This window comes from Salinisphaera sp. G21_0 (genome assembly GCF_017744115.1).
Classification (GTDB): Bacteria; Pseudomonadota; Gammaproteobacteria; order Pseudomonadales; family Endozoicomonadaceae; genus Endozoicomonas.
In genome coordinates, this window is the sequence record NZ_JAGHQW010000072.1 from 1 (window position 1) to 23,511 (window position 23,511).

At 50.3% G+C, this 23,511-nt stretch carries 13 protein-coding genes; 1 reads left to right on the forward strand and 12 read right to left on the reverse strand.

Annotation, left to right across the window (positions count from 1 at the left end):
- Positions 1-1,124: RAP domain-containing protein (locus tag J7439_RS22545; RefSeq protein WP_209204303.1), on the forward strand; the 1,124-nt coding region annotated here is incomplete at its 5' end.
- Between the two features lie 121 nt (positions 1,125-1,245).
- Here the strand turns inward: J7439_RS22545 and J7439_RS22550 are convergent.
- The 12 genes from J7439_RS22550 to J7439_RS22605 form a co-directional block, all read right to left on the reverse strand.
- On the reverse strand, positions 1,246-2,946 hold the full coding sequence (locus tag J7439_RS22550; RefSeq protein WP_209204304.1) for an RAP domain-containing protein: 1,701 nt from the start codon (positions 2,944-2,946) through the stop codon (positions 1,246-1,248).
- Between the two features lie 169 nt (positions 2,947-3,115).
- Entirely contained in the window at positions 3,116-5,458 is a 2,343-nt protein-coding gene (locus J7439_RS22555) for a DUF1601 domain-containing protein (protein ID WP_209204305.1), read from the reverse strand.
- 59 nt (positions 5,459-5,517) lie between these two features.
- Positions 5,518-6,195: an RAP domain-containing protein gene (locus tag J7439_RS22560; protein WP_209204306.1), complete on the reverse strand. Its 678-nt coding sequence runs from the start codon at positions 6,193-6,195 to the stop codon at positions 5,518-5,520.
- Between the two features lie 71 nt (positions 6,196-6,266).
- Positions 6,267-6,581 (reverse strand): hypothetical protein, encoded by a 315-nt coding sequence (locus J7439_RS22565; RefSeq protein ID WP_209204307.1) that lies wholly within the window; start codon positions 6,579-6,581, stop codon positions 6,267-6,269.
- Positions 6,582-6,771: 190 nt separating this feature from the next.
- Positions 6,772-10,020, reverse strand: coding sequence for an RAP domain-containing protein (locus J7439_RS22570; protein ID WP_209204308.1), 3,249 nt, complete (start codon positions 10,018-10,020; stop codon positions 6,772-6,774).
- Positions 10,021-10,377: 357 nt separating this feature from the next.
- A complete protein-coding gene (locus J7439_RS27585; RefSeq protein WP_209204309.1) occupies positions 10,378-10,596 on the reverse strand; it encodes a group II intron maturase-specific domain-containing protein in 219 nt (72 codons plus the stop codon).
- An 8-nt stretch (positions 10,597-10,604) separates the two neighbouring features.
- The gene (locus J7439_RS27590; protein WP_209204310.1) at positions 10,605-11,015 is read right to left on the reverse strand and encodes a reverse transcriptase domain-containing protein; all 411 of its coding nucleotides are present in this window, start codon (positions 11,013-11,015) and stop codon (positions 10,605-10,607) included.
- 26 nt (positions 11,016-11,041) lie between these two features.
- Positions 11,042-11,617, reverse strand: coding sequence for a reverse transcriptase domain-containing protein (locus J7439_RS27595; protein ID WP_209204311.1), 576 nt, complete (start codon positions 11,615-11,617; stop codon positions 11,042-11,044).
- A 702-nt stretch (positions 11,618-12,319) separates the two neighbouring features.
- Entirely contained in the window at positions 12,320-15,247 is a 2,928-nt protein-coding gene (locus tag J7439_RS22590) for an RAP domain-containing protein (RefSeq protein WP_209204312.1), read from the reverse strand.
- Positions 15,248-15,471: 224 nt separating this feature from the next.
- The gene (locus J7439_RS22595) at positions 15,472-18,369 is read right to left on the reverse strand and encodes a DUF1601 domain-containing protein (RefSeq protein WP_209204313.1); all 2,898 of its coding nucleotides are present in this window, start codon (positions 18,367-18,369) and stop codon (positions 15,472-15,474) included.
- A 236-nt stretch (positions 18,370-18,605) separates the two neighbouring features.
- Positions 18,606-21,494, reverse strand: coding sequence for an RAP domain-containing protein (locus tag J7439_RS22600; RefSeq protein ID WP_209204314.1), 2,889 nt, complete (start codon positions 21,492-21,494; stop codon positions 18,606-18,608).
- A gap of 87 nt (positions 21,495-21,581) precedes the next feature.
- Positions 21,582-23,511 (reverse strand): RAP domain-containing protein (locus tag J7439_RS22605; protein ID WP_209204315.1); only part of this gene is annotated, 1,930 nt, incomplete at its 5' end.

Consider the following 23,511-nt stretch of genomic DNA (forward strand, 5'->3'; position numbering starts at 1 on the left):
TGGTAGACAACGGGCAGGCGCAGACACCAGAACTCAAAGAGGCTGTGGCCGCATTGCTGCCCCACGTGAACGCACAAAAAGACCAATTTATTCCTCAGGGTATCGCCAACCTGCTGTGGGCCATGGCAAAACTGGTGGACAACGGGCAGGCGCAGACACCAGAGCTCAAAGCGGCCGTAGTCAAGCTGCTGTCCCATGTGAAGGCACTGAAAGCTAACTTTAAACCCCAGGAAATTGCCAACATGCTGTGGGCCATGGCGAAACTGGTAGACAACGGGCAGGCGCAGACACCAGAACTCAAAGAGGCTGTGGCCGCATTGCTGCCCCACGTGAACGCACAAAAAGACCAATTTATTCCTCAGGGTATCGCCAACCTGCTGTGGGCCATGGCGAAACTGGGTGAGCTCGTTGAGCTGAACGTGGTTAAATCCACGTCTGAACTTCTTCTCTACCAAGTCAGTCAATGCCCTCAGTTATCTCAGCAAGATATATCGATGTCTCTCTGGGGAGTATTGGTATGCTGTGCCAGGCTCTGTCCAGATGCCAATGCCAATACCAATAAAAACAGCTTGCTTGAAAAGCACATGGACGCCCTGTTTACTCGCCTCGAAAATGCATCCCCAAACGATGTAGAGGAACAATCCCTCATTGCCATGGCCGCAAGCTGGCTTGGCAGGGCGTGTCCCATCGTCCCCCATTACCAGACCAGCATTTCAAAACATCAAACCGACTTCCGCGATCAACTTCAATCATCTATTCCCTCTTTAAAAATTGAAGCAGAAAGGAGTCTGAACTCATTACCTCCGGTTGATCTGCTACTGCCTGACCACAATATTATTATTGAAATTCAGGGACCCTTTCATTACGTGTGTGGTGATTTCAAAACCAGGAATGGTTCGACTCTGCTGAAAATCGCACTGCTGCAAAAAGCAGGATTTGAGGTCATTGAAATCCCCACTAACACCTTTTTGAACCCGGATTCAATAAAACGATGTATTGATGAAATAAAGACCAGGCTGGACATCCCGCCACAGGCCCATGGTTCTGTATCCTATAAAATCGGGTGGGCATATGAGGCAAACGTTAGGAAATGTAAGCCGTTGGAGAAACGCATCTGCTCTTGATGCCAACCATTCGTTATCTTCAAATCATCCGGGCGAAATTCAGGGGCAACAGGTCTTCAACGCTGGTAGAACTTTACTTGAATGTGAAAATGGTGCTTGAGTCATGACGTTAGGGAAGAGCTTACTGGTTGTGTTTTTTCCTTTTTCTACCTGATTTGCCTGTTTGCTCCCCTGAATGTTCTTCGGCAGTCAAGTAACCGTGATCAGAGGGTTGCCTGCCGTTATCAGCAGTAACGTATGCCGCATCTGGCCACCTTCTTTTAAGTGATACAGAGCCATGACCCTGTGGCGGGAAGCCTGTCCTGGTCTTTATTTGATCAATGTATGGTTTCATTAAATCCTGATTCAAAAACCTGTTGACCGGAATTTCAATGACCTCAAATCCTGATTTTTGCAGCAGTGCTATTTTAAGCAGAGTCGTACCGCTCCTGGTTTTGAAATCACCACCTACGTAATGAAACGGTCCCTGAACTTCAATCACCAGCTTGTGATCTGGCAGAAGCAGGTCAACAGGAGGTAATGAGTTCAGACTCTTTTCTTCTTCAATCCGCAAAGATGGAATGCATGATTGGAGTAGATCGCGGAAGTCGACCTGGGTTTTTGAAATGTTTGTCGGGTAATGGGGTACGACAGTACACGTTCTGCCAAGCCAAACGGCGGCCTGGGCAAGGATGGATTGATCATCTTCATTGTCCGGGAATGTATTTTCCAGGCGAGTAAACAGGTCATTCATGTGCTTTTCAAGCACGTTAATGTTGTTGGTATTGGAGGCCAGAGACAATCTGGCACAGTATACCATGACTCCCCAGAGAGACATCGATATGTCTGGTTGAGAGAGCTGAGGCTTGTTACTGATTCGGTAGACAAGCGATTCGAACGTGGATGTCACCACGTTCAGCTCAATGAGTTCCCCCATTTTCGCCATGGCCCACAGCAGGTTGGCAATTTCCTGTGGTTTAAAGTTATCTTTCTGCACGTTCACGTCGGGCAATAACCTGGCCACGGCCTCATTGAGCACCGGTGTCCGCTTCAGTCCGTTGTCCACCAGTTTCGCCGTGGCCCACAGCAGGTTGGCGATACCCTGGGCATTAAATTGGTCTTGCTGTGCATTCATGTGGGGCAACAGTGCGGCCACAGCTTCGTTGAGCCCTGGTTTTTGCTCCTGCCCGCTGTCTATCAGTTTCGCCATGGCCCACAGCAGGTTGGTGACACCCTGGGCACCAATATAGCTGGCTTCAGCTTTTTGGTTGCACTTGAATATTATTGCCTCAAGTAGCGTTGACAATAAGGCAACTTGAGTACGCTTAACACGCTCATCTATGGGGTTAGGGGTAAACACACCCGCTGAAGTAAATGAGTGCAGTGTTGTCGTCAGGCTTCGCCAATTCCAGCCTGGCGTTGCTGTGAAATTTTGCAGCAAACGCATCAGCTGGCTTTGTTCCGCTCGATTTAACGGTCTTTTAGCCGCTGATGTGTATTTTTTAATTGAACTGGCATATCGGCCGTGATCTCTCCCATCATAGCGATGACCGAAACGGCCCGATTTACTCACCAGTCCATCCATTACTTCCTGTTTAATGAGGGCATTGAAATCTTGAGTAGAGTTCACTGAGCGGAACATTAGATTTTGAGAAGAGCATGCGTCAGAAGAGTGGTAAAATTCGTTGCACCCCGGGGTAGTGCGGAGGGGATTATCCCACTGTTCGACTATGCCATGTCTATATTGCACACGCCTTGAAGAAGCGGCATGGTCATCCGGTCGGTTGTAACCATTATTTGATCTTGTGTATTGACCACTGATACCAGCAGAGTTTCTATGCATTTATATTTCTTTAATTCATGAAATATAAAAAGCAGACTGCTGTTTTGTTCAAAAGTTCATTTTGCTGATAATGTCTATAAACGTAAACGGTTGGGGAGTAACCGTGATCCGAGGGTTGCCTGCCTTTATCAGCAGTAACCTATGCCTCATCTGCCCACCTTCTTTTAAGTTATACAGAGCCATGACCCTGTGGCGGGATGCCTACCCTTACCTTTATCTGATGAATACATCGTTTCATTGAATCCCGCTTCCAAAGCATGATAACCGGGATTTCAATGACCTCAAATCCTGCTTTTTGCCACAGTGCGATTTTCAGCAAAGTCGAACCCTTCCTGGTTTTGAAATCACCACCCACGTAATGAGACGGTCCCTGAACTTCAATCACCATGTTGTGATCTGGCAGGAGCAGGTCAACCGGAGGTAATGAATTCAGACTCTTTTCTTCTAAAATCCGCAAAGATGGAATGCATGATTGGAGTTGATTGCGAAAGTCGGATTGACGTTTTGAAACGTTTGCATGGTAATGGGGGGCGAACGGACACGGTCTCCCAAGCCAACTTGCGACCGTGGCAATGGTGCGTTGACCCTCTTCATTGTCCGGGGATTTATTTTCCAAGCGAATAAACAGGTCATCCATGTGCTTTTCAAGCCCGTTATTGTTATTGGAGTCCAGAGATAATCTGGCACAGCAAACCATGACTCCCCAGAGAGACATCAATATGTCTTGCTGTGAGAGCTTGGGGTTTTCACTGATTCGGTAAACAAGCGATTCGAACATAGATGTCACCAGATTCAGCTCAACGAACTCACCCAGTTTCGCCGTGGCCCAAAGCAGATTGGCGATTTCCTTTGGTTTAAAGTTAGCCTTCTGTATGTTCACTTGGCGCAATAGCGCGGTCACGGCCTCGTTGAGTCTTGATGTCGACTCCCCGTTGTCCACCAGTTTCGCCATGGCCCACAGAAGGCTGGCGATATGCTGAGGAATGTATTGGTCTTTCTGTGCATTCACGTGGGGCAACAGCGCGGCCAAGGCTTCGTTAAACTCTGGTGTTTGCTCTTGCCCGTTGTCCACCAGTTTCGCCATGGCCCACAGCAGGTTGGCGATATGCTGAGGAATAAATCGGTTTTGCTGTACGTTCACGAGGGGCAACAGTGCGGCCACGGCCTCATTGAGCCCTGGTGTCTGCTCCTGCCCGTTGTCCTCCAGTTTCGCCATTGCCCACAGCAGGTTGGCGATATTCTGAGGATTAAATTGGTCTTTCTGTACGTTTACGTGGGGTAACAGCGCGGCCAGGGCCTCATTGAACTCTGGCGTCCGTTCCTGCCCGTTGTCGAGCAGTTTTGCCATGGCCCACAGTAAGTTGGCGATACCCTGTGGTGCAAAGTCAGCTTTCTGTGTGTTTACGTGGGCTAACAGCGCGGCCACGGCCTCATTGAACTCTGGCGTCCGTTCCTGCCCGTTGTCCACCCCTTTTGCCATGGCCCACAGCAGGTTGGCGATATGCTGAGGAATAAATTGATCTTTCTGTGCACTCACGTGGGGTAACAGCGCGGCCACGGCTTCGTTGAGTTCTGGTGTCCGCTCCTGCCCATTGTCCACCAGTTTCGCTATGGCCCACAGCAGGTTGGCGATATGCTGAGGGATAAATTGATCTTTCTGTGCACTCACGTGGGGTAACAGCGCGGCCACGGCTTCGTTGAGTTCTGGTGTCCGCTCCTGCCCATTGTCCACCAGTTTCGCTATGGCCCACAGTAGGTTGGCGATTTCCTGTGGTTTAAAGTGCGCTTTCTGTGCGTTCACGTGGGGCAATAGGCTGGCCACGGCCTCGTTAAACTCTGGTGTTCGCTCCGGTCCGTTGTCCACCAGTTTCGCCATGGCCCACAGCAGGTTGGCGACACCCTGGGCATCAATATAGCTGGCTTGAGCTTTTTGGTTGCACTTGAATATTATTGCCTCAAGTAGCGTTGACAATAAGGCAACTTGAGTATGCTTAACACGCTTATCTATTGGGTTATGGGGGGTAAAAACACCCGCCGAAGTAAATGAGTGCAGTGTTGTCGTCAGGCTTCGCCAATTCCAGCTCCGTGTTGCTGTGAAATTTTTCAGCAAACGCACCAGCTGGCTTTGTTCCACTCGATTTAACGGTCTTTTAGCTGCTGATGTGTATTTTTTAATTGAACTGGCATATAGACCGTGATTTCTCCCATCATAGCGATGGCCGAAATGTTCCGATTTACTCACCAGACCATCCATTATCTCTTGTTTTATGAGAGCATTAAAATCTCGAGCATTGTTTATTGAACGGTACAGTAGATATTGAGAAGAGCGTGCAGCAGAAGTACAGTAATTTTCATTACGCTCCGGGGCTGTGCGGGGGGGATGACCCCACTGCCTGACTGTGGCATGTCTATATCGTCCAGGCCTTGAGGAAGAGGCATGGTCATTCGGTCGGTTGTAACCATTATTTGATCTTGTGTATTGACCACTGATACCAGCAGAGCTTCTATCCATAATTATATTTCATTAATTCATGAAAATATAAAAAGCAGACTGCTGTTTTGTTCAAAAGTTCATTTTGCTGGATTGTTGATTAATGAGCCATGCCCCTGTGGCGGGATCCCTGTCCTGGTTTTTATTTGATCAATATATGCTTTCATTAAATCCTGATTGCAAAGCCTGTTAACCGGAATTTCAATGACCTCAAATCCTGCTTTTTGCAACAGTGCGATTTTCAGCAGAGTCGAACCCTTCCTGGTGTTGAAATCACCACCCACGTAATGAGACGGTCCCTGAACTTCAATCACCATGTTGTGATCTGGCAGTAACAGGTCAACCGGAGGTAATGAATTCAGACTCTTTTCTTCTTCAATCCTTAAAGATGGAATGCATGATTGGAGTTGATTGCGGAAGTCGGATTGACGTTTTGATACGTTTGCACGGTAATGAGGGGCGAACGGACACGGTCTCCCAAGCCAACTTGCGGCCGTTGCAATGGTGCGTTGATCCTCTTCATTGTCCGGGGAGGTATTTTCCAGGCGAATAAACAGGTCATTCATGTGCTTTTCCAGCACGTGACCTTTACTGGTATTTGGAACCAGAGATAACCTGGCACAGCATACCATTACTCCCCAAAGGGACATCAATATCGCTTGCTGGGAGAACTGAGGGTTGCCAATGATTCGGTCGACCAGCGATTTAAACGTGGAGGTTACCACGTTCAGCTCAATGAGTTCGCCCAGTTTCGCCATGGCCCACAGCAGGTTGGCGATTTCCCGGGCATCAATATCCCTGGTTTCAGGTGTTTGGTTGCAGTTAAATATTATTGCATCAAGTAGCGATGACCAATCCGATCAGATTGATTCACCAGACCATCCATTATTTCCTGTTTGATGAGGCTATTAAAATCCTGAGCAGGGTTTACTGTGCGGCGCTGTAAATATTGAGAAGAGCGTGCAGCAGAAGAATGGTAAAATTCATTGCGCTCCGGAGCTGTGCCGGGGGGATGACCCCATTGCCTGACTGTGGCATGTCTATATCGCCCACGCCTTGATGAAGAATCATGGTCATCCGGTCGGTTGTAATCATTATTTGATCTTGTGTATTGACCACTGATACCAGCAGAGTTTCTATCCATAACTATATTTCATTAATTCATGAGAATATAAAAAGCAGACTGCTGTTCTGTTCAGAAGTTCATTTTGCTGGAATGTTGATAAATGTAATCAGTGGGAGGAACTCATCTGCTCCTGATGTCACCCATCCGTTATCTTCAAAGCATCCGGGGCGAAATTCAGGGGCAACAGGTCTTCAACGCTGGTAGAACTTTACTTGAATGTGAAAACGGTTCCTATTTGATCAATGTATGGTTTCATTAAATTCTGATTCAAAAGCTTGTTAACCGGGATTTCAATGACCTCAAATCCTGCTTTTTGCAACAGTGCGATTTTAAGCAGAGTGGAACCATTCCTGGTTTTGAAATCACCACCCACGTAATGAGAGGGCCCCTGAACTTCAATCACCATGTTGTAATCTGGCAGTAGCAGGTCAACCGGAGGCAATGAGTTCAGACTCTTTTCTTCTTCAATCTGCAAAGAGGGAAAGCATGATTGGAGTTGATCGTGAAAGTCGGATTGACGTTTTGACATGGTAGTCTGGTAACGGGGGACGACTGGGCACGCTCTCCCAAGCCAACTTGCGGCCATGGCAATGATGCGTTGATCGTCTTCATTGTCTGAGGATATATTTTCCACACGAGTAAACAGGTCATCCATGTACTTTTCAAGCCAGTCATTGTTATTGGAGTCCAGAGACAATCTGGCACAGCAAACCATCACTCCCCAGAGAGACATCAATATGGACTTCTGAGAGAGCTGAGGGTTTTCACTGATTCGGTAAACAAGCGATTCAAACATAGAGGTAACCACGTTCAGCTCAACGAGCTCACCCAGTTTCGCCATGGCCCACAGCAGGTTGGCAATACCCTGGGCATTAAACTGGCCTTTCTGTGTGTTCACGAGGAGCAGTAGCGCGGCCACGGCCTCTTCGAGTTCTGGAGTCCACTCCTGCCCGTTGCTCACCAGTTTCGCCATGGCCCACAGCAGGTTGGCGATATGCTGGGCGTTAAACAGGTCTTTCTGTACGTTCACGTGTTGCAGCAGCGCAGCCACGGCCTCTTTGAGCTGCGGTGTCCGCTCCTGCCCGCTATCCACCAGTTTCGCCATGGCCCACAGCAGGTTGGCGATACCCTGGGCATCAAATTGGTCCTTCTGTGCGTTCACGTGGGGCAATAGCGCGGCCACGGCCTCTTTAAGCTCTGGTGTCCGCTCCTGCCCGCTATCCACCAGTTTTGCCATGGCCCACAGCAGGTTGGCGATTTCCTGTGGTTTAAAGTGAGCTTTCTCTAAGTTCACTTGTGGCAACAGCACGGCCACGGCCTCTTTGAGTTGCGGTGTCCACTCCTGCCCTTTGTCCACCAGTTTCGCCGTGGCCCAGAGCAGGTTGGCGATTTCCTGTGGTTTAAAGTGAGCTTTATGTCTGTTTACGTGGGGTAGCAGGGCGACCATAGCCTCTTTGAGTTCTGGTGTACGTTCCTGCCCGTTATCTACCAGTTTCGCCGTGGCCCATAGCAGGCTGGCGATTTCCTGTGGTTTAAAGTGAGCGTTCTGTGTGTTCACGTGGGGCAACAACGCTGCCACGGCCTCTTTGAGCCCTGGTGTCTGCTCCTGCCCGTTGTCCACCAGTTTCGCCATGGTCCACAGCAGGTTGGCGATATGTTGAGGAATAAATTGGGCTTTCTGTGCGTTCACGAGGGGCAGCAGCGCGGCCACGGTCTCTTTGAGCCCTGGTGTCTGCTTCTGCCCGTTGTCTACCAGTTTTGCCATGGCCCATAGCAGGTTGGTGATACCCTGTGGTGTAAAGTTTGCTCTCTGTGCGCTCACGTGGGGCAACAGCGCAGCCACCGCCTCGTTGAGCTCCGGTGTTCGCTTTTGCCTGTTGTCCACCAGTTTCGCCATGGCCCACAGCAGGTTGGTGATACCCTGTGGTGTAAAGTTTGCTTTCTGTGCGCTCACGTGGGGCAACAGTGCGGCCTCGGCACCGTTGAACTCAGGTGTTTGCTCCTGCCCGTTGTCCACCAGTTTCGCCATGGCCCACAGCAGGTTGGTGATTTCCTGTGGGGTAAAGTTAGCTTTCTGTGTGATCACGTGGGGCAACTGCGCGGCCACGGCCTTATTGAGTTCTGGTGTCTGTTCCTGCCCATTGTCCACCAGTTTTGCCATGGCCCACAGCAGATTGGCAATATGCTGAGGAATAACCTGGTTTTTTCTTGTGTTCACGTGGGGCAACAGAGCGGCCACGGCCGCTTTGAGCCCTGGTGTCAACTCATACCTGTTATCCACCAGCTTTGCCAGGGCCCACAGCAGGTTGGTAGTGCCCTGGGCATTAAATTGGCCTTTCTGTGCGTTCACGCGGGGCAACAGCGCGGCCACGGTCTCTTTGAGCCCTGGCGTCCACTCCTGTCCGTTGTCCACCAGTTTCGCCATGGCCCACAGCAGGTTGGTAATGCCCTGGGCCTTAAATTGGTCTTTCTGTATGTTTACGAGGGGCAACAGCACGGCCACGACCCCGTTGAGCCCTGGTGTCTGCTCCTGCCCGTTATCCACCAGTTTTGCCATGGCCCACAGCAGGTTGGCAATTTCCTGTGGTTTAAAGTGAGCTTTCTGTGCGTCCACGTGGGGCAACAGCGCGGCCACGGCTTCATTGAGCCCTGGTGTCCGCTTCTGCCCGTTGTCCACCAGTTTTGCCATGGCCCAGAGCAGGTTGGTGATACCCTGAGCATTAAATAGGTCTTTCTGTGTGTTCACATGGGACAACAGTGCGGTCACAGCCTCGTTGAACTCTTGTGTCCGCTTCTGCCCGTTGTCCGCCAGTTTCGCCATGGCCCATAGCAGGTTGACGATTCCCCGGGCATCAATGTCTCTGGCTTGAGGTTTTTGGTTGCAGTTAAATATTATTGCATCCAGTAGCGTTGACAATAAGTTAGCTTGAGTAAGCTTTACACGCTCATCCATGGGGGTATGAGGGGTAAAAACACCTGCTGAAGTCAATGAGTGCATTGTTGTCGTCAGGCTTCGCCAATTCCAGCTCCGCGTTGCGGTAAAATTTTGCAGCAAACGCATCAGCTGGCTTTGTTCCGCTCGATTTAACGGTCTTTTAGCAGCTGACGTGTATTTTTTAATTGAACTGGCATATCGACCGTGATGCCTCCCATCATAGCGATGACCGAAACGATAAGATTTACTCACCAGATCATCCATTATTTCCTGTTTGATGAGCGCATTAAAATCTTGAGCAAGGTTTACTGAACGGCGCTGTAGATGTTGAGAAGGGCATGCGTCAGAAGAACGGTAAAATTTATTACGCCCCGGGGTAGTGCGTGGGGTATTATCCCACTGTCTGACTGTACCATGTCTATATTGCACACGCCTTGAACAAGCGGCATGGTTATTCGGTTGGTTGTAATCATTATTTGATCTTGCGTATTGACCACTGGTACCAGCAGAACTTCTTTCCATAATTACATTTCATTAATTCATGAAAATATAAAAAGCAGACTGCTGTTTTGTTCAGAAGTTCATTTTGCTGAAACGTTTATAAACGTAAACAGTTGGGGAAATACATCTACTCATGATGCCACCCATCCATTATTTTCAAATCATCCGGGAGAAGATGTATGGGTAACAGGTGTTCTTAGGGTGGACATTAAGCTTACCCCGCTATTTTTATGGCTTTTGAATGGAACCACGAAGGACACAAAGAGCACGAGGGAAAAGAAAATCTCTTCTTTGTGCTCTTGTCGAGTCGCCCAAGGGAACCACCCCCTCAGGCGCTCACAGAACCGGACTTGAGAGTCTCCCCTCATCCGGCTCTTCTTACCCAACCGCTGGTTTCTGACATATCTGCCAGTGAACCATAAACATCGGGACTCTCTTTGCAATGCTCGCCAGCCATCGGCCAGCTTTAGCCTTGCGCCCCTTCAATTTCTTGTATTTACCCATAGCCCAGCGCACCAAGGTATCTTCCACATAGTAAAGGGCATTTTCAGCCATCGATGCATAGAATCTACCGAAGTAGCCTATCCACCCCCGCACTCGTGGATTTATTTCTCTGGCAATTTCAAAAGACCACAGCCTCTTTTCTTCGTTGGGATTTCAAGGCCCTTAATCTTATTCCGAAAGTCCTGAACTGCTGCTCTACTGACTGCCGGAAGGAAGCTCACAAAGAACTTTCCATATCGATTTCGGATCAATCTGGGTCGGAAGGTGTAGCTGAGAAAATCGAAAGTCATGTTTTCATGCTCCCCTTGCCTGTTGCTATCCTTGCAATACACCAGCTTTGTCTTGGTTGGATGCAGTGTAAGACCACACTCGAGTAAACGGTCTCGGACAGCTTCCAAAACAAATTCAGCTTCTTCCCTGGTACGACAGTGGATTAATGCATCATCAGCGTAACGCTCAAACCAGACTCCTCTGATATTACGTGTCAGCCAGTGATCAAATGCATAATGCATGAACAGGTTGGCCAGCAGCGGGCTAATCACTCCACCCTCGGCAATTGCTCCTGCATTGCCCTACCTCCTGCATCCATGCAGTCGTGTGGCGAACCTTTTCCTTCCTCTTTCTCAACAATTTTATCTCCATCCATTACCGGAGCTTCGAGCCAACGTTTGATGTACAGCAAAAACCAACGATCCCTGATATGGTGCTCCACTGCTCGCATGACCAGCTGATGATCCAGATTGTCAAAGAAGCCCTTGATCTCCAGATCAATTACCCAGTCTCTGTGCCAGCAACGTTTCCGAGCCATAGTCAGCGCATGATGTGCTGACCGGTTTGGCCGGTAACCGTAGGAGTTTTCATGGAAAACAGGTTCCACTACTGGCTCAACGATCATTTTCACCACCGTTTGGGCTACGCGGTCCGCTACTGTCGGCACTCCCAGCGGTCTCGTGCCTCCATCCTTCTTCTGGATTTCCACACGCATGACGGGGGGAGGAAAGTAGCTTCCCGACGACATTCGATTCCATAGCATGTACAGGTTCCTGCCAAGATTAGCCTCGAAGTCAGTCACTGACTGATCATCAAGTCCGGCACTCCCCTTGTTCGCTCTCACTCTCCGCCAAGCTTGATATACAAGCTGTTTCGAAATTGTGAACGGTTTTGTTTCAGACATCAGACTCATCCCAATCAATAAACGACGGTTGATCTGTTGCTTCAACCGGATAAGCCAGTCCTTTCGCTCCACCTCCATTACAGAGGCTTCATCACTACACCGGACTGGTCCTCCTCTGTGCTCTGTATCGGTACTCACAGCCTCCACAGTTCAGCTGCCTGGCTGGCTCCCTTAACACCAGAAAGACAGACTCCCACGTTCCACAAAAGAGCCTGAAATCAGTTCATGCCACCTATACCCCGGACACCGTTCAGGCAGTAACAGGATTTCCCCTGAACTTTTCACGAGGTGAACACGCCCCTCGTTTTTGATGTCATCAGACCACGTTTCGAGGCGTCATCAGTGGTTCACTTGCGTTCATCTCCTGATCTCATACCTGACACAGTCATGCTGCGCCTTTTCCGTAACGCTCACCACACCGGCTCTTTACCGGAGCAGCTTACGGTGGTTTGATGGCTGCTTCCAGAAGCCGCCACCGGAGGGCCCACCTCCATCTCAATTGCAGTTACGAGCAGACCGACTCTGCTCTCGTATCACACCGTGTCCTTCGTGGTTCCATCTTTAACTTCCCGAAGAGGGGAGTAGACGCTTAATGTCTACCCTAAGAACAGGTGTTCAACACTGACATGCTTTCCCGGCATGTTAAAACGGCTCTTGAGTCATGATGGGAGGAAGGCGATTACTGGCTGGTTGTTTTCTCCTCTTTGCTGGTTTGCCGGTTTGCTCTTTTGAATGTTCTTCAGCAGTTAAGTAAAAATGATCTGAGGGTTGCCTGCCTTTATCAGCATTAACGTATGAATCATCTGCCCACCTTCTTTTAAGTGGTACGGAGCCATGCCCCCGTGGCGGGAAGCCTGTCCTGTTCTTTATTTGATCAATGTATGGTTTCATTAAATCCTGATTCCAAAGCATGGTAACCGGAATTTCAATGACCTCAAATCCTGCTTTTTGCAACAGTGCGATTTTCAGCAGAGTCGAACCATTCCTGGTGTTGAAATCACCACCCACGTAATGAAACGGTCCCTGAATTTCAATCACCATGTTGTGATCTGGCAGTAGCAGGTCAACCGGAGGCAGTGAATTCAGACTCTTTTCTTCTTCAATCTGCAAAGATGGAATGTGGGATTGGAGTTGTTCGCGGAAGTCGGATTGAGGTTTTGAAATCATTGTCTGGTAATGGGGGACCACCGGAGAGGCTCTGCCAAGCCAACTGGCGGCCAGGGCAATGGTGCGTTGATCCTCTTCATTGTGCAGGAATGTATTTTCCAGACGGTTAAACAGGTCATCCATGTGCTTTTCAAGCATGTGATTTTTATTGACAGTGGAGACCAGAGACAGCCTGGCACAGCAGACCATTATTCCCCAGAGAGACATCAATATGGCTTTCTGAGAGAGCTGAGGGTTTTCACTGATTCGGTAGACCAGCGACTCGAACGTGGATGTAACCACGTTCAACTCAACGAGCTCACCCAGTTTCGCCATGGCCCACAGCAGGTTGGCAATAGCCTGGGCATTAAATTGGTCTTTCTGTGCGTTCACGAGGGGCAACAGCGTGGCCAGGGCCTCTTTGAGCTCTGGTGTCTGCTCCTGCCCGTGGTCCAACAGTTTCGCCATGGCCCACAGCAGATTGGCAATACCCTGTGGTTTAAAGTTAGCTTTCTGTGCGTTCACGTGGGGCAACAGCGCGGCCACGGCATCGTTGAGCCCTGGTGACCACTTCTGTCCGTTGTCCACCAGTTTCGCCATGGCCCACAGCAGGTTGGCGATTTCCTGTGGTTTAAAGTTGGCTTTCTGTGCGTTTACATGGGGCAACAGCGCGGCCACGGCCTCTTTGAGCCATGGTGTCCACTCCTGCCCGTTGTTCACCAGTTTCGCCATGGCCCACAGCAGGTTGGCAATATGTTGAGGATTAAATTGGTCTTTCTGTGCGTTCACGAGGGGCAACAGTGCGGCCACGGTCTCGTTGAGTTCTGGTGTCTGCTCGTGCCCGTTGTCCACCAGTTTCGCCATGGCCCACAGCAGGTTGGCGATACCCTGGGCATCAAATTGGTCCTTCTGTGCGTTCACATGGGGCAACAGCGCAGCCACTGCCTCTTTGAGCTCTGGTGTCGGCTCCTGCCCGTTGTCCACCAGTTTTGCCATGGCCCACAGCAGGTTGGCGATTTCCTGTGGGTTAAAATTAGCTTTCTGTGCGTTCACGTGGGCTAGCAGAGCGACCACAGCCCCGTTGAACTCTGGTGTCCGCTCCTGCCCGCTGCCGACCAGTTTCGCCATGGCCCACAGCAGGTTGCTAATATGCTGAGGAATAAATGAGTCTTTCTGCGCGTTCACGAGGGGCAACAGCGCGGCCACGGCCTCTTTGAGCCCTGGTGTCCGGTGCTGCCTGTTGTCCACCAGTTTCGCTATGGCCCAAAGCAGGTTGGCGATACCTTGGGCATCAAATTGGTCTTTCTGTTCGTGCACGAGGGGCAACAACGCGGCCACGGCCAGGTTGAGCTCTGGTGTACGCTCCTGGCCGTTGCCCACCAGTTTCGCCATCGCCCACAGCAGGTTTGCGATATGTTGTGGAATAAATTGGTCTTTCTGTGCGTTCACGAGGGGCAGCAACGATGCCATGGCCTCGTTGAACTCTGGTGTTTGCCCCTGCCCGCTGTCCACCAGTTTCGCCATGGCCCATAACAGGTTGGTGATTCCCTGGGCATTAAGTTGGTCTTTCTGTTCGTGCACGAGGGGCAACAGCGCAGCCACGGCCTCGTTGAGCTCTGGAGTCCGCTTTTTTCCGTTGTCCACCAGTTTCGCCATGGCCCACAGCAGGTTGGCGATTCCCTGTGGTTTAAAGTTAGCTTTCTGTCCATTTACGTGGGGTAACAGCGTAGCGACGGCCTCGTTGAACACTGGTGTCCGCTCCTGCCCGTTGTCCACCAGTTTTGCCATGGCCCACAGCAGGTTAGCTATTCCCCGGGCATCAATATCCCTGGCTTCAGGTTTTTGGTTGCAGTTAAATATTATTGCATCAAGTAGCGTTGACAATAAGTTAGCTTGAGTAAGCTTTACACGCTCATCCATGGGGTTATGAGGGGTAAAAACACCCGCTGAAGTCAATGAATGAAGTGTTGTCGTCAGGCTTCGCCAATTCCAGCTCCGTGTTACGGAAAAATTTTGCAGTAAACGTATCAGCTGACTTTGTTCGGCTCGATTTAATGGTCTTTTAGACACTGACGTGTATTTTTTAATTGAACTGGCATATTGACCGTGATCTCTCCCATCATAGCGATCACCGAAACGATAAGATTTACTTACCAGACCATCCATTATTTCCTGTCTGGTCAGGGTATTGAAATCTTGAGCAGAGTTCACTGAGCGGAACATTAGATTTTGAGAAGAGCATGCGTCAGAAGAGTGGTACAATTCGTTGCGCCCCGGGGTAGTACGGAGGGGATTATCCCACTGTTCGACTGTGCCATATCTATATTGCACACGCCTTGAAGAAGCGGCATGGTCATCCGGTCGGTTGTAATCATTATTTGATCTTGTGTATTGACCGCTGATACCAGCAGAGTTTCTATCCATTTTTATATTTCTTTAATTCATGAAAATATAAAAAACAGACTGCTGTTTTGTTCAAAAGTTCATTTCGCTGAAATGTCTATAAACGTAAACGGTTGGGGAAGCACATTTACTCCTGATGCCATCAACCCGTTATTTTCAAATCATCCGGGGCAACAGGTGTTCAACACTGGCATTCCTTCCCGGCATGTGAAAACGGATCTTGAGTCATGATAGGAGGAAGGCGATTACTGGCTGGTTGTTTTCTTTCTCTTTGCCGGTTTACCGGTTTGCTCCTCTGAATGTTCTTCGATAGTCAAGTAACCATGATCTGAGGGTTGCCTGCCTTTATCAGCAGTAACGTATGCCTCATCTGCCCGCCTTCTTTTAAGTGATACAGAGCCATGCTCCTGTGGCGGGATGCCTATCCTGGCCTTTATTTGATCAATGTATGGCTTCATTAAACCCTGACTCAAGAGCCTGTTAACCGGAATTTCAATGACCTCAAATCCTGCTTTTTGCAACAGTGCGATTTTCAGCAGAGTAGAACCATTCCTGGTGGTGAAATCACCACCCACGTAATGAGAGGGACCCTGAATTTCAATCACCAGGTTGTGATCTGGCAGTAGCAGGTCAACCGGAGGCAATGAGTTCAGACTCTTTTCTTCTTCAATCTGCAAAGAGGGAAAGCATGATTGGAGTTGATCGCGGAAGTCGGATTGAGGTTTTGACATGATTGTCTGGTAATGGGGGACGAGCGGGCATGATCTCCCAAGCCAACTTGCGGCCATGGCAATAACGTATTGTTCCTCTTCATTATTGTCTGGATTGTCTGGGAATGTATTTTTCAGGCGAGTAAACAGTTTATCCATGTGCTTTTCAAGCCAGTTATTGTTATTGGAGTTTAGAGACAATCTGGCACAGCAAACCATTACTCCCCAGAGAGACATCAATATGTCTTGATGTGAGAGCTGAGGGTTTTCACTGATTCGGTAAACAAGCGATTCGAACATAGAGGTCACCACGTTCAGCTCAACGAACTCACCCAGTTTCGCCGTGGCCCACAGCAGATTGGCGATTTCCTGTGGTTTAAAGTTAGCTTTCTGTGTGTTCACGTGGCGCAACAGCGCGGCCACGGCCTCGTTAAACTCTGGTGTCCGCTCTTGCCCGCTATCCACCAGTTTCGCCATGGCCCACAGCAGGTTGGCGATACCCTGTGGTTTAAAGTTATCTTTCTGTGCGTTCACGTGTGGCAACAGAGCGGCCACGGCCGCGTTAAGCTCTGGTATCCTGTCCTCCCCGTTGTCCAGCAGTTTCGCCATGGCCCACAGCAGGTTGGCGATTTCCTGTGGTTTAAAGTTAGCTTTCTCTGGGTTCACTTGTGGCAACAGCACGGCCACGGCTTCTTTCAGCTGTAGTGTCCGCTCCTGCCCGTTGTCCACCAGTTTCGCCGTGGCCCACAGCAGGTTGGTGATTTCCTGTGGTTTAAAGTTAGCTTTCTGTGTATTCACGTGGTGCAACAGTGCGGCCACGGCCTGTTTGAGCCCTGGTGTCTGCTCCTGCCCGTTGTCCACCAGTTTCGCCATGGCCCACAGCAGGTTGGCAATATGCTGAGGAATAAATTGGTCTTTCTGTGCGTTCACGGGGAGCAACAGCGCGGCCACAGCCTCGTTGAGCTCTGGTGTCCGTTCCTGGCCGTTGTCCACCAGTTTCGCCATGGCCCACAGCAGGTTGGCGATATGCTGAGGAATAAATTGGTCTTTCTGTGCGTTCACGTGGGGCAACAGTGCGGCCACGGCCTCTTTGAGCGCTGGTGTCCGCTTCTGCCCGCTGTCCACCAGTTTCGCCATGGCCCACAGCAGGATGGCGATACCCTGGGCATTAAATTGGTCTTTCTGTGCGTTCACGTGGGGCAACAGCGTGGCCACGGCCTCTTTGATCTCTGGTGTCCGCTCCTGCCCGTTGTCCACCAGTTTCGCCATGGCCCACAGCAGGTTGGCGAAATGCTGAGGAATAAATTGGTCTTTCTGTGCATTCACGCAGGGCAGCAGCGCGGCCACGGCCTCGTTGAGCCCTGGTATCCGCAGCTGGCCGTTGTCCACCAATTTCGCCATGGCCCACAGCAGGTTAGTAATACCCTGTGCATTAAATCGGTCTTTGTGTACGTTTACCCGGGACAACAACGCGGCCACGGCCTCGTTGAACGCTGGTGTCTGTTCCTGCCCGTTGTCCACCAGTTTCGCCATGGCCCACAGCAGGCTGGCGATTTCCTGTGGTTTAAAGTTAGTTTTCTGTGCGTTCACGTGGGGCAACAGCGCGGCCACGGCCTCATTGAGCCCTGGTGTTCGCTCCTGCCCGTTGTCCACCAGTTTCGCCATGGCCCACAGCAGGTTGGCAATATGCTGAGGAATAAATTGGTCTTTCTGTGCGTTCACGTGGGGCAACAGTGCGGCCACAGCCGCGTTGAGCCCTGGTGTTCGCTCCTGCCCGCTGTCTACCAGTTTCGCCATAGCCCACAGCATGTTGGCGATTTCCTGGGCACCAACATAGCTGGCTTCAGGTTTTTGGTTGCACTTGAATATGATTGCATCAAGTAGTGTTGACAGTAAGGCAGCCTGAGTAAGTCTGACACGCTCATCCAAGGGGTTATGAGGGGTAAAAACACCCGCTGAAGTAAATGAGTGCAGTGTTGTCGTCAGGCTTCGCCAATTCCAGCTCCGCGTTGCTGTGAAATTTTGCAGCAAACGCATCAGCTGGCTTTGTTCAGTTCGATTTAACGGTCTTTTAGCAGTTGACGTGTATTTTTTAATTGAACTGGCATATTGACCGTGATTTCTCCCATCATAGCGATCACCGAAACGATAAGATTTACTCAGCAGGCCATCCATTATTTCCTGTTTGGTGAGGGTATTGAAATCTTGAGCAGGGTTTACTGAACGGTACTGTAGATGTTGATAAGAGCGTGTGAAAGAAGAATGGTAAAATTCATTTCGCCCCGGGGCATTGCGGGAGGGGTTATCCCATTGCCTGACTGTGGCATACCTATATCGTCCACGCCGTGAAGAAGTGGCTTGGTCATCCGGTTGGTGGTAATCATTGTCTGATCTTGTGTATGGACCACTGATACCAGCATAGCTTCTATCCATAACTATATTCCATTAATTCATGACAATATAAAAAGCAGACTGCTGTTCTGTTCAGAAGTTCATTTTGCTGGAATGTTGATAAATGTAAGTAGTGGGAGAAACTCATCTGCTCCTGATGCCTCCCATCCATTATTTTCAAATCATCCGGGTCGAGATGTATGGGCAACAGGTGTTTAACGCTGGCATTCTTTCCCGGAATGTGAAACGGTTTTTGAGTCATGATAGGAGGAAGGCAATTACTGGTTGTTTGTTTTCTTCCTCTTTGCCGGTTTACCGGTTTGCTCCTCTGAATGTTCTGCGGCGGTTAAGTAACCGTGATCTGAGGGTTGCCTGCCTTTATCAGCAGTAACGTATGCCTCATCTGCCCACCTTCTTTTAAGTGATACAGAGCCATGCCCCGGTGGCGGAAAGCCTATCCTGGTCTTTATTTGATCAATGTATGGCTTCATTAAATCCTGACTCAAGAGCCTGTTAACCGGAATTTCAATGACCTCAAATCCTGCTTTTTGCAACAGTGCGATTTTCAGCAGAGTAGAACCATTCCTGGTGGTGAAATCACCACCCACGTAATGAGAGGGACCCTGAACTTCAATCACCAGGTTGTGATCTGGCAGTAGCAGGTCAACCGGAGGCAGTGAGTTCAGACTTTTTTCTTCTTCAATCCGCAAAGAGGGAATACATGATTGCAGCTGATTGCACACGACGGTTTGAGGCTTTGAAATGATTGTCGGGTAATGGGGGACCAGCGGACACGCTCTGCCAAGCCAACTTGTGGCCATGGCAAGGATGGATTGTTCCTCTGCATTGTCTGGGGAGGTATCTTCCAGGCGAGAAAACAGGTCATTGATATGTTCTTCAAGACAGTTATTTTTGTTGGAATTGGAGGCCAGAGACAACCTGGCACAGCCTGCCATTACTCCCCATAGAGACATTAATATGGTTTGTTGAGAGAGCTGAGGGTTTTCACTGATTCGGTAGACAAGCGATTCGAACGTAGAAGTCACCACGTTCAGTTCAACGAGCTCACCCAGTTTTGCCACGGCCCACAGAAGGTTGGCGATTTCCTGTGGTTGAAAGTGAGCTTGCTGCGCGTTTACGTGGGGCAACAGCGCGGCCACGGCCTCTTTGAGCTCGGGTGTTCGCTCTTGGTTGTTGTCCGACAGTTTCGCGATGACCCAAAACAGGTTGGCGATTTCCTGTGGTTGAAAGTTAGCTTTGTGTGCGTTCACGTAAGGTAACAGCGCGGCCACAGCCGCGTTGAACTCTGGTGTCTGCTCCTGGCCGTTGTCCACCAGTTTCACCATGGCCCACAGCAGGTTGGCGATATGCTGAGGCGTAAATTGGTCTTTCTGTGCGTTCACGTAAGGTAACAGCGCGGCCACAGCCTCTTTGAGTTTGGCTGTCAGCTTCTGGCCGTTGTCCACCAGTTTCGCCATGGCCCACAGCAGGTTGCTGACTTCCTGTGGTTTAAAGCAGGCTTTCTGTGCCTTCACGTGGGGCAACAGCGCGGTCACTGCCTCTTTGAGCCCCGGTGTCCACTGCTGACCGTTCTCCACCAGTTTCGCCATGGCCCACAGCAGGTTGGCACTGGGCTGTGCATTAAATCGGTCTTTATGTGCTTTTACCCTGGGCAACAGCGCGACCACGGCCTCGTTGAACTCGGGTGTCCGCTCCTGGCCGTTGTCCACCAGTTTCACCATGGCCCACAGCAGGTTAGCGATTTCCTGTGGTTTAAAGTGAGCTTTCTGTACGTTCACGCAGGGCAACAGCGTGGCCACGGCCTCTTTGAGCCCCGGTGCCCACTTCTGACCGTTGACCAGTTTCGCCATGGCCCACAGCAGGTTGGCGACACCCTGACCGGTAAAGTTGGCTTTCTGTGCATTTACGTGGGGCAATAGCGCGGCCACGGCTCCGTTGAGTACTGGTGTTCGTCCCTGGCCGTTATCCACCAGTTTCGCTATGGCCCACAGCAGGTTGGCAATATGCTGAGGAATAAATTGTTTTTTTTGTGCGGTCACGAGAGGTAACAACGCGGCCACGGCCTCGTTGAGTGCTGGTGTCTGCTCCTGCCCGTTGCCTACCAGTTTCGCTATGGCCCACAGCAGGTTGGCGATATGCTGAGGAGTAAATTGGCCTTTCTGTCTGTTCACATAAGGTAAAAGCTCGGCCAGGGCTTCCTTGAAACCTGGTGCCTGCTCCTGTCCGTTGTCTACCAGCTTCGCCATTGCCCACAGCAGGTTGGCAATTCCCTGGGCTGTAAAATTAGCTTTCTGCACATTTACGCGGGGCAATAGCGCGGCCACGGCCCCGTTGAATTCTGGTGTCTGCTCCTGTCCGTAGTCCGCCAGTTTCGCCATGGCCCACAGCAGGTTGACGATATGCTGAGGAATAAAATAGTTTTTTTGTGCGTTCACTTGGGGCAATAGCGCGGCCACGGCCCCGTTGAACTCAGGTGTCTGCTCCAGCCCGTTGTCCACCAGTTTCGCCATGGCCCACAGGAGGTTGACGACACCCCGGGGATCAATATTCATGGCTTGAGGTTTTTGGTTGCACTTGAATATGATTGCATCAAGCAGCGTTGACAATAAGGCAGCCTGAGTACGCTTGACACGCTCATCCATGGGGTTATAAGGAGTAAAAACACCAGCTGAAGTAAATGAGTGAAATGTTGTCGTCAGGCTTCGCCAATTCCAGCTTGGCGTTGCGGTAAAATTTTGCAGAAAACATATCAGGTGGCTTTGTTCAGTTCGATTTAACGGTCTTTTAGCAGCTGACGTGTATTTTTTAATTGAGCTGGCATATTGACCGTGATGCTTCCCATCATAGCGATGACCGATCCGGTCAGATTGATTCACCAGACCATCCATTATTTCCTGTTTGATGAGGTTATTAAAATCCTGAGTGCGGTTTACTGAACGGCGCTGTAGATGTTGAAAAGAGCAGGCGGCAGAAGAATAGTAAGATTCATTACGCCCCGGGGCTGTGCGGGGGGGATGGCACCATTGTCTGACTGGGGCGTGTCTATATCGCCCACGCCTTGAAGAGGCGGCATGGTCCTTCGGTTGGTTGTTATCATTACCTGATCTTGTGTATTGACCAGTGATACCAGCATAGCTTCTATCCATAATTATATTTCATTAATTCATGGAAATATAAAAAGCAGACTGTGGTTCTTTTCAGAAGTTCATTTTGCTGGAATGTTGGTTAACTACTTACTGGCTGGTTGTTCTTTTCCTCTTTCCTGGTTTGCCGGTTTGCACTTCTGAATGTTCTTCGGCGGTTAAGTAACCATGACCTGAGGGTTGCCTGCCTTTATCAGCGGTAACGTATGCCTCATCTGCCCGCCTTCTTTTAAGTGATACAGAGCCATGCTCCTGTGGCGGGAAGCCTATCCTGGTCTTTATTTGATTAATGTATGGTTTCATTGAATCCTGATTCGAGAGCCTGTTAACCGGAATTTCAATGACCTCAAATCCTGCTTTTTGCAACAGTGCGATTTTCAGCAGAGTCGAACCATTCCTGGTGTTGAAATCACCACCCACGTAATGAGACGGTCCCTGAACTTCAATCACCATGTTGTGATCTGGCAGTAGCAGGTCAACCGGAGGTAATGAATTCAGACTCTTTTCTTCTTCAATCCTCAAAGATGGAATAGATGATTTGAGTTGATCACGGAAGTCGACCTGGGTTTTTGAAATGTTTGTCTGGTAATCGCGAACGACCGGACAGGCTCTGCCAAGCCAACTTGCGGCCATGATCATGATGGATTGATCCTCTTCATTATCTGGCGATGTATTTTCCAGGCGAGTTAACAGGTCATCCATGTGCTTTTCACACACGTTATTTTTATGGGCATTGGAGTCCAGAGCCAACCTGGCACAGCATACCATGACTCCCCAGAGAGACATCAGTATCTCTTGCTGAGAGAACTGAGGGTTTTCACTGATTCTGCAGACAAGAGATTTGAACGTGGATGTAAACACGTTCAGCTCAATGAGCTCACCCAGATTCGCCGTGGCCCACAGCAGGTTGGCGATTTCCTGTGGTTTTAAATTAGCTTTCTGTGCGTTCACGAGGGACAACAGCGATGCCACGGCCTCGTTGAATTCTGGTGTCTGCTCCTGCCCGTTCTTCACCAGTTTCGCCATGGCCCACAGCAGGTTGGCGATATGCTGGGGAATAAATTGGTCTTTCTGTACGTGCACGTGGGGCAACAGTGCGGCCAGAGCATCTTTGAACTCTGGTGTTTTCTCCAGCCCGCTGTCCACCAGCTTCGCCATGGCCCACAGCAGGTTGGCGATATGCTGAGGACTAAATTGGTCTTTCTGTGCGTTCACGTGGGGCAACAGTGCGGCCACTGCATCGTTGAGCCCTGCTGTCCACTCCTGCCCGTTGTCCACCAGTTTCGCCATGGCCCACAGCAGGTTGGCGATTCCCTGGGCATTAAATTGGTCTTCTTGTGCGATCACGTGGGGCAACAGCGCGGCCACGACCTCGTTGAGCTCTGGTGTCTGCTCCTGCCCGTTGTCCACCAGTTTCGCCATGGCCCACAGCAGGTTGGTGATTCCCTGGGCATTAAATTGGTCTTCTTGTGTGTTCACGTGGGGCAATAGCGCAGCCACGGCCTCGTTGACCCCGGGTGTCCGCTCCTGCCCGTTGTCCACCAGTTTCGCCATGGCCCACAGCAGGTTGGTGATATGCTGAGGAATAAATTGGTCTTTCTGTGCGTTCACGTGGGGCAACAATGCGGCCACTGCATCGTTGAGCCCTGCTGTCCACTCCTGCCCGTTGTCCACCAGTTTCGCCATGGCCCACAGCAGGTTGGCGATAGCCTGTGGGGTAAAGTTGGCTTTCTGTGGCTTCACTTGGGACAAAAGCGCGGCCCCAGCCGCGTTGAGATCTGGTGTCTGCTCCAGCCCGTTGTCGACCAGTTTCGCCATGGCCCACACCAGGTTGGCGATACCCTGTGGTTTAAAGTTGGCTTTCTGTGCGTTCACGAGGGGCAACAGCACGGCCACGGCCCCTTTAAGCCCTGGTGTCTGCTTCTGGCCGTTGTCCACCAGTTTCGCCATGGCCCACAGCAGGTTGGCGATATGCTGAGGAATAAATTGGTCTTTCTGTGCGTTCACGAGGGGCAACAGC

Excerpts from the sequence above, each read along its gene's own strand:
- J7439_RS22550 (WP_209204304.1), bottom strand. The coding sequence starts at position 2,946 with ATGCATAGAAACTCTGCTGGTATCAGTGGTCAATACACAAGATCAAAT.
- J7439_RS22555 (WP_209204305.1), bottom strand. The coding sequence starts at position 5,458 with ATGGATAGAAGCTCTGCTGGTATCAGTGGTCAATACACAAGATCAAAT.
- J7439_RS22560 (WP_209204306.1), bottom strand. The coding sequence starts at position 6,195 with ATGGCGAAACTGGGCGAACTCATTGAGCTGAACGTGGTAACCTCCACG.
- J7439_RS22565 (WP_209204307.1), bottom strand. The coding sequence starts at position 6,581 with ATGGATAGAAACTCTGCTGGTATCAGTGGTCAATACACAAGATCAAAT.
- J7439_RS22570 (WP_209204308.1), bottom strand. The coding sequence starts at position 10,020 with ATGGAAAGAAGTTCTGCTGGTACCAGTGGTCAATACGCAAGATCAAAT.
- J7439_RS27590 (WP_209204310.1), bottom strand. The coding sequence starts at position 11,015 with ATGCATTATGCATTTGATCACTGGCTGACACGTAATATCAGAGGAGTC.
- J7439_RS22590 (WP_209204312.1), bottom strand. The coding sequence starts at position 15,247 with ATGGATAGAAACTCTGCTGGTATCAGCGGTCAATACACAAGATCAAAT.
- J7439_RS22595 (WP_209204313.1), bottom strand. The coding sequence starts at position 18,369 with ATGGATAGAAGCTATGCTGGTATCAGTGGTCCATACACAAGATCAGAC.
- J7439_RS22600 (WP_209204314.1), bottom strand. The coding sequence starts at position 21,494 with ATGGATAGAAGCTATGCTGGTATCACTGGTCAATACACAAGATCAGGT.